Source organism: Bacillus sp. 5mfcol3.1 (assembly GCF_900114335.1).
GTDB classification, from domain to species: Bacteria; Bacillota; Bacilli; order Bacillales; family Bacillaceae_G; genus Bacillus_A; species Bacillus_A thuringiensis_S.
Genome location: NZ_FOST01000003.1, coordinates 187,290 through 194,783 on the forward strand (window position 1 = coordinate 187,290; position 7,494 = coordinate 194,783).

The window sequence follows — 7,494 nt, forward strand, 5'->3', positions numbered from 1 at the left end:
TAGACAAAAAAAACGTCCGAATATATCGGACGTTTTTTTTATTTCTTCATTAATTATGAACAGTTTCTTTTTCGTTTAATCCAAGTGTACGACCAGTCGAAGTGTGAAGATCTTGGAACAATCTTGGATTTTCAGTTAGTGAAATGCCATATGAAGGAATCATTTCTTTTATTTTTTCTTCCCATTCTACCATGCGGCTTGGGAAACATTTTTCTAATACTTCAAGCATGACGTGAACAGCAGTAGAAGCACCTGGTGATGCACCTAGTAATGCGGCGATTGAGCCGTCAGCTGCACTTACTACTTCTGTACCAAATTGAAGTGTTCCTTTACCGCCAGCATCAGTATCTTTAATTACTTGTACACGTTGTCCAGCAACTACAATATCCCAATCTTCACTTTTCGCGTTCGGAATGAATTCGCGTAATTCTTCCATACGTTTTTCGTGCGATAACATAACTTGCTGAATTAAGTATTTTGTAAGTCCCATTTCTTTTACACCAGCAGCTAACATCGTTAAGACGTTATTCGGTTTTACAGAACCGATTAAGTCAAGATTTGAACCAGTTTTTAAGAATTTAGGTGAAAAGCCTGCGAATGGTCCAAACAGTAAAGCTTTTTTATTGTCTATATATCTCGTATCTAGATGAGGTACAGACATTGGCGGAGCGCCAACTTTAGCTTTACCGTACACTTTCGCATGATGCTGCTCTACAACTTTTTGGTTTTTACATACCATAAATAGTCCACTTACCGGGAATCCACCGATATGCTTTGATTCAGGGATACCAGTCTTTTGAAGTAGAGGTAGACTACCGCCACCGCCGCCAATAAAGACGAATTTAGCAGTATGATGCTCAATTTTACCACTATTCATATCGTGTACTTTCACGTCCCACAAACCATTTTTCGTGCGCTTAATATTTTCAACACTATGCTTGTAGTTTAGCTCGACATTTTTTGTTTTTAAGTAATCAAACAACATACGTGTTAATGCACCGAAGTTAACATCTGTTCCAGAGTCAATCTTCGTTGCCGCCATCGATTCATTAGATGTGCGGCCTTCCATAATGAGTGGAAGCCATTTTTTTAATGTTTCAGGAGCATCGGAAAATTCCATACCTTGAAACAGTGGATTTTTTGAAAGCGCTTCAAAACGGTTTTTTAGAAACTCAACATTTTTTTCCCCTTGTACTAAACTCATATGAGGTAGTGGCATAATAAAATCTTGTGGATTACGAATTAATTTGCTCTTTACAAGATATGCCCAAAATTGTCTTGAAAGCTGGAATTGCTCATTCACTTTTACAGCCTTACTAATATCTATAGATCCGTCAGGTTTTTCGGAAGTATAGTTCAGTTCGCATAGCGCAGAATGCCCTGTACCTGCATTATTCCATTCGTTAGAGCTTTCTTCCCCGGCACTTGCGAGTTTTTCAAAAACTTTAATTTCCCATTCTGGTGCTAATTCTTTTAGTAATGAGCCTAACGTTGCACTCATAATTCCTGCACCAATTAAGATAACGTCTGTTTTTTGCTGCATGTTGCTCATGATAATCTCTCCATCCCCTATATTGGCAAAAAAGTGTAGGTGTTTTCTATGTCTAAGCCGTAAAAGAGAAACACCGCCTAGGCCCCACCTAGGTGTATACCTTTTTTGTCTCAATTATATAACCATCTCATACTCTATTATAATAATTAATAGACTAAAATATCTAGTGTTATCTGATAATTTTAAACTATTTAACGTTTTATTCGCTAAAAATCTTATTTAACAAGCTCTTTTAAGGTGATAAATAGAAAAAAATTACAGTTTGAAATTATCTCGAAAAAGCTTACGTATCCTTAAGTGACTAAATCGAGTACCTTTTTATGGGATTATTCTTTCTATAATGGTAAGATTATTCTGAAAAATAAAAAGGAGGGACTCTAATGTGTACAAAAGAACAAATTTCAAACTTATTTCGAAACTTTTCAATAAAGGAATGTAAAGGGTCAAGTGATTTATATGAATATTTATCAATGAAAATTGCTGAAGATGAGGAAGTACTTACACTATCGTCCTGTGCTCAGGTAGGTCAACCAGTCCCAAACTTACTATTAGGTGCAGTACATTATTTATTGTTAGCAGGGAAAGAACATCATTTAAAAACGTATTATAGTAGTTTAGTTGAAAATGCCGATACAAATTTAAATAAAGCTTTTGATCATTTTAAAGATTTCTGTAAAGAGTACCGAGAAGAAATCATTACATTGTTACAAACGAAACTCGTTCAAACGAATGAAGTAAGACGGTGTGCATACTTATACCCAAGTTTCTGCTACATATTTAACAAAGTGAAGAAGCCGTTAGCGTTAATTGAAATTGGGACAAGTTCTGGGTTGCAACTGTTCTGGGACCAATATAGTTATTCGTACGGGACGGATGAAATGTACGGAAATATAAATTCAAATGTGCATGTAACTTCTGAAATAAGAGGGGAGAATGTACCGCATTTTCTAAAAGAAGGCCCATCTGTCGTAGAAAGAATCGGACTGGACTTACATGTGAATGATTTACATAATGAGGAAGATTATTTATGGTTACGTGCTTTAATTTGGCCAGAACATAAAGAAAGGCTTGAGATGTTTGATCAAGCTGCATCTTTAGTAAAAAATGAATCTGTCCAATTCATAGAAGGAGACGGTGTAGAGCTATTATCATCTATTATTGAACAAATAAGTGAAGAAGCTGTTATTTGTATTTTCCATACACACGTCGCAAATCAAATACCAGAACAAGTAAAACATAAGTTAGAAAAACAAATACAAGAAATTGGCGCAAAACGTGATGTATTCCACCTTTATAACAACATGTGGGATCGTGACCTTCATATTGATTATTATATTAACGGAAACGAATATCGTGAAACGGTTGGAGAAACAGAAGGGCATGGGAAATGGTTTAGCTGGAAGATTGGAAATGAGACGCCTATTTAGATTAATAGGGGCGCCCTCACTTGTAAAAGGTGGGGCCATAGGCTCAATCATGGACTAAATGGTTAAGGAAATAAATTTATTAGTAACATACAAAAAATGCTTCGGAGAAATCCTAAGCATTTTTTGAATTACATTTAAACCCCATAATGGATCATGTACTTCTGTTCTGCTGCGGCTTGTACAATTTTTGAAGCTAACTCATTCAGCTCATCATATTTTCTGAAGAACTTTGAAGATGTAACTGTTTCATAGAAAATTGCTAATGATTCAGGCGGGATAATTGTAATACCGTAATGAGCTAAACCGTGTTCTTGATTTTTGACTGTATGAAAGTAGGTTTTCATAATTGATAAATTTCGATTTAAGCTACTGATAATATCATCATCAACAGAAATACAATGATATTTCTCTGGTGTATAATCTTCGTAATTTTTTTGAGAAGTAAAATCGTCAATTATTCCAAAATCATGGACACATGCCATCATTATCATCCTTTCAGCTTTAATAAAGTGAGTTCTATTAAAGTAAAATGGTCATTCGTTTAAGTGTAATAGAAATAGTTATGTAGTTCATAAAATATCTTCGGTTCTTCTTCGTGAAGACAGTTTATTTATCGATAAACTCATCGGGAGCCCAAGTGGCGATTTCATTCCCAGGTGCAGCGACTACAAGCCATTGCTCACATAGAACACCAGATTGCCAACATTCATAATAATCATGAAAACCATTTACAAAAATAATTTGTCCACTCTCTAATGTAATAATTAAATGAGGGCTTTCTAAGCCGAGTCGTATATCGGTAACTTTTTGTCTTCTTATCTTAAATATTCTTTCATATTCTTCTTCCTCAGAATAAACTTCAAATTCATCTTCATTTAATGGGTATCTTTTTTGAGGTTTATTAAATAAACACCATTTGGATTCGATATTGATATATAATTGTCCGTCATAATCAACTGAGTCGTGAAAGTTTGTGAAATGAATCTTTATAGCGGCTGGAGAAATACCAAATTGTAATCCATCAACTTGTGATCCGATGAATAGATTTTCCAACACTTTTTCAGCGTAAATTTTATCCTCTTGATTCATTCTTGAAATCCTCCTTTTCTTAAAAATATACCTTATATTTTTATTGTAATAAATAAATTTTCATGTAAAATGAACCTTTTGTGAAAAACGAGCGAATATAGTGTGAAAGATTACGAGAGGGGAACGAAACTTTGGATGAAGTACAATTAAAAGAATGGCTATATAAAAGAAAGTATGTTGCCCAAAAAAGAGTTTGAGAAAGTGTTACTTTGGATTGTTGAATAGATATTTAGCAAAAAAAGTAACTAATAATTATATTATGTAAACTTAGTTTATAAAACACCCATTTAAAAAATGGATGTTTTATATTTTGATATACTAGGTGGAATATATAGTTTAAAAAAGCGGAATACTTTGCGGAAAGTTAAAGACATTTTTCGGATCATATTTTGCTTTTACTTCCATTAATCGGTCAAAGTTGCAACTGAAGTATGCATCTGGCCAATTTTTAATGGATAGGTCAGGAGTATTAACATAGACACCTTTTGTAAATGGAAGCATTGCCAAACGGAAGTCTTCAACCCATCGAATACTTCCGCCAGCACCTTCTGGTTGCTCCCAAGTAGCGAATATTGACATGTTTGATAGTGCTTTTCGGTAAAAGTAAGCAGTCGCCTCATTTGGCACCTCAGCAACAGCACCGCCTAATCCGTGGAAAAATACGGAGGTGGTGGAAAAGGGAGGTGCATTATTAATAAAGTGATCGATAATGGATAGTCCTTCTTCTGGTAATAGTTCATATACATATGGACCAACACTTTTAAATGGTAAAGGTGTTGCAGGTTGCTTCTCAGCTATTTTCGCTGCTGCTTCTGCCCATGGTATTTCTTCGATAGTTACTTGCAGTGGTGAACCGGCTTCTAGTAATGGCTGTAGTAGCGACTGCAATTCTTGTACAGAACCGAGAAATACACCTTGCATTAATAATGATGGTTCTAATCCTGCAGACATAAAAAGAGTAGTTGTAAGTCGTTTATTAGCGCAAGGTAGCGTATATTCTTGCCAAGAGGTTAATACAGGTTTTAAATCTGATATCCCCCAGCTTATTTCTGCAAATCCTACCGTATTAATTTTATGTGTTCGAAACTTAAACGAAGTACATATTCCAAAGTTACCACCACCAGCACCGCGCGAAGCCCAATAGAGATCGGAGTTACACTTGGCGTTAGCGCGTATTATACAACCATTCGCGTCTACCATTTCTAATTCAAGTAAATGATCGAGAGTTAATCCAAACGGACGAGAGAGAATACTATGTCCGCCACCTAAAGTAACACCTGCAATCCCGGGAGTAGGACAAACACCACTCGGCACAACTAATCCTTCAGCTGCAAGTGTTTCAATTAAAGAAATATTTCTCCATCCAGTCCCGATAGTTACAGTTCCATTATTGTGATCTATTTCTAATTGCTTCATTTCACTTACATCAATTACAAGACCAGCATTACTGACGGATAATGCCTCATAATTATGACGTCCAGAGCGCATGCGTATAGGAACGTTATGTAGCCTTGACCAGCGAACAGCGTTTACTACATCCTGCGTATTTTGAGCAAAAATAATGATTAACGGAAATTTGTTGAAGAATGTATTGAATTCTTCACGCGCTGAATTATAATCAGGATCATTAGGTGTAACGATACGACCAGTAAGTTCAATTTTTTGATTATTCATTTCAGTCATCTCTCCTTGACGTGAAATATTTATAATGTGGAAATACAGAACATAAAGAAGAACTGACAATACTTTATAAGTAAATGAATAAAGGAAAAGGATTATTCCAATAAAGAAAAAGGCAGTGCTACTTAAGTAGCACTGCCTTTTTGTAATTATATGTATGTGCTCAAAATTTCCCCAGGTAATCCATCAATCTCACAAACTTTCTCCGATGTAAAACCTACGCTTAGTAAAATTTTGCGAGAAGGGATATTATTTGGATCGATCATTGCTTTTAGTAGGTTTACATCTGTTTGCTTCACTATTAAAGCTAGATGTTAATTTTTGATTATGTACGTACATACAATGTGTAATTAAGTGAATGATTAACATAGTAATTACAGAAAAGGGTGAATGAAGCATATGAATCAATTTGAGCAAATGATGTACGTTGGTATCATCATGTCTATTGTACTATCCGTAATGATTTTAGGGTCCTTATATTATAATCCTCGACTTTCATTAACTGATTATCCAAAAGATATTCAAAAAGTAGTTTTTCCAAAATCGATTCATGAAAAAAAGCAAACCATTTACTTTAATATTGTATACAATGCTATTCTTTTCGGTTGTCCTTTCGTTTCTACATATATATTACAAAAGCATGAAAAATTATTGTATATTGATGCTTATTTACACACTTTTGGTATTTTAATGATTTTCAATTTAGTAGATTTACTTATAATTGATTGGCTAATTTTTTGCTGGATTACTCCAAGGTTTGTTGTGATTCCTAGTACGGCAGGTATGAAAGGATATAAAGATTATAAGTTTCATTTAAGAGGGGCTATAGTCGCTACTCAAATTTTAGCAATCGTAAGTTTATTTTTGGCGGGAATTGCAACAACTATTTAGTGTGAAGAAGGGCATGAAGCTTTTATAAAAGATAAGGAGATTTATAATATATAGAATTAGAAATAAGAATTTGTTAGTATTGAAGTGAGGAGTTTTAATAACAGTATATTAAGCCGTATTAATATACTGTTGCAAATGTTTTGATATTATGTAAAATTATACAATTTTATGGAGACATTTGATAAAATTCAAAAAAATATAATGGAGGCTAATATGAAAAAAGTAATTGGCGCAGCAACAGCAACTATTTTTGGATTGGGGGCGTTTACCACAACTGCTACCGCAGAAACAATCGTAACAGCAGATGTACTTAACGTACGTGAAAAACCGACTACAGAATCAAAAGTGGTCGAAAAAGTAAAGAATGGGCAAGAGTTAAAAGTCATCAATACCGAAGATGGCTGGTCAAAAATTGAATTGAACGGTAAAGAAGTGTTTGTAAGTTCGGAGTTTACAAAAGATGTGTATCATGTAACGGCGAATTTGTTAAATGTACGTACCGAAGCAAACACAGATTCAGAAATTCTTGGCAGACTAAAAAAAGATGATGTAATTGAATCAACGCATCAAGTAAAAGACGGATGGTTGGAATTTGAGTATAAAGGAAAAATTGCTTATGCAAACGTTTCTTTCCTATCAAGTACAGCACCAACTGAAAAGAAAACTGAAGAGAAAACGAAGCAAGTAGCGAAAGTACAAAAATCAGTTAAAGAAAAGAAAGAAGTAAAGACGCAGAAAGTAGCAAAAGCGAAAGAAACAACGAAAGCACAAGAAATAGTAAAGCCTAAAGAAGAAGTAAAAGTTAAAGAAGAACCGAAAGCACAAGAAATAGTAAAGCCTAAAGAAGAGGCAAAA

General features: G+C 34.5%; 7 protein-coding genes and 1 pseudogene. 3 read left to right on the plus strand and 5 right to left on the minus strand.

Features of this window, described 5'->3' with window-relative positions; all coding sequences use genetic code 11:
• Positions 1-49: 49 nt before the first annotated feature.
• Positions 50-1,552 (minus strand): malate:quinone oxidoreductase, encoded by a 1,503-nt coding sequence (locus BM089_RS19085; RefSeq protein ID WP_023522282.1) that lies wholly within the window; start codon positions 1,550-1,552, stop codon positions 50-52.
• A 380-nt stretch (positions 1,553-1,932) separates the two neighbouring features.
• Here BM089_RS19085 and BM089_RS19090 point away from each other — a divergent pair, with 380 nt between their 5' ends.
• A complete protein-coding gene (locus tag BM089_RS19090) occupies positions 1,933-2,979 on the plus strand; it encodes a DUF2332 domain-containing protein (protein ID WP_090977735.1) in 1,047 nt (348 codons plus the stop codon).
• Between the two features lie 134 nt (positions 2,980-3,113).
• Here BM089_RS19090 and BM089_RS19095 read toward each other — a convergent pair whose 3' ends face one another.
• From BM089_RS19095 to BM089_RS19110, 4 genes and pseudogenes are all read right to left on the minus strand, one after another.
• On the minus strand, positions 3,114-3,464 hold the full coding sequence (locus tag BM089_RS19095; RefSeq protein ID WP_003270899.1) for a hypothetical protein: 351 nt from the start codon (positions 3,462-3,464) through the stop codon (positions 3,114-3,116).
• 121 nt (positions 3,465-3,585) lie between these two features.
• Complete coding sequence (locus BM089_RS19100; protein WP_016512655.1) at positions 3,586-4,068, minus strand: hypothetical protein; 483 nt, start codon at positions 4,066-4,068, stop codon at positions 3,586-3,588.
• A 336-nt stretch (positions 4,069-4,404) separates the two neighbouring features.
• Positions 4,405-5,742 (minus strand): FAD-binding oxidoreductase, encoded by a 1,338-nt coding sequence (locus tag BM089_RS19105; RefSeq protein ID WP_016512656.1) that lies wholly within the window; start codon positions 5,740-5,742, stop codon positions 4,405-4,407.
• Positions 5,743-5,897: 155 nt separating this feature from the next.
• A pseudogene (locus tag BM089_RS19110) lies at positions 5,898-6,050 on the minus strand (N-acetyltransferase); the annotation flags it as partial.
• Between the two features lie 97 nt (positions 6,051-6,147).
• Between BM089_RS19110 and BM089_RS19115 the strand changes: the two are divergent.
• Positions 6,148-6,639, plus strand: coding sequence for a nitroreductase (locus tag BM089_RS19115; RefSeq protein WP_139213293.1), 492 nt, complete (start codon positions 6,148-6,150; stop codon positions 6,637-6,639).
• Between the two features lie 213 nt (positions 6,640-6,852).
• Positions 6,853-7,494: SH3 domain-containing protein (locus tag BM089_RS19120; RefSeq protein WP_254791364.1), on the plus strand; the 642-nt coding region annotated here is incomplete at its 3' end.